We start from the raw sequence: 517 nt of genomic DNA, 5'->3' as shown, positions 1-517 counted from the left end.
GAACTGGCATCTCCTTGGGTGGTCATCTGCCCACCATTGAGGCTGGTAAATGTGACGGACACATAGTCGCCACTCAACAACGACACAAGTGTCGGAAAGTCACACGTTATCCCGGCATGAGGCTGAGCTGAACTTTGTTGCTGAGTGCTCGACACCGTAAATGAAGAAACATTGCCAAACTGGATTGAAGGTGTTAGCGCAGTGAGCTGACAAGCTATTGTCGAGCACGAGAAAAAGAGAAGTAGACTAGCCAGCCAGCGATGCAAAATCATAGTGCCGCCTCATCTTCTGTTTTGAGGCAAACCTGACTATTCAGTGTTTGTATTTTTTGACTCTCGCGCTCATACAACCCTTCAATTGAAACTTTACATGGTGACTGCCCTTGAGGATAAAACAGAATGTAACTGCCCGGATCAATGCCTTCAAAGTAGGTAAACCCATCCCACCCAATTTGACTGACTAATCCTGTCTCTGAACGCCCAAACGTGCCAAGCGACAGGACTAGGTGATTTTCATC

At 47.2% G+C, this 517-nt stretch carries 2 pseudogenes; both read right to left on the bottom strand.

The features are described from left to right. Positions 1–272: pseudogene (locus R8N49_RS30505) on the bottom strand (protein CsuE); the annotation flags it as partial. Continuing rightward, positions 269–517 (bottom strand): annotated as a pseudogene (locus R8N49_RS30500) (fimbrial biogenesis outer membrane usher protein); the annotation flags it as partial. The pseudogenes R8N49_RS30500 and R8N49_RS30505, both read right to left, overlap by 4 nt.

This window comes from Vibrio sp. 1978, assembly GCF_033344345.1.
Note: the sequence above shows the minus strand (reverse complement) of the source record. Positions and strands in the feature narration are given on the sequence as shown.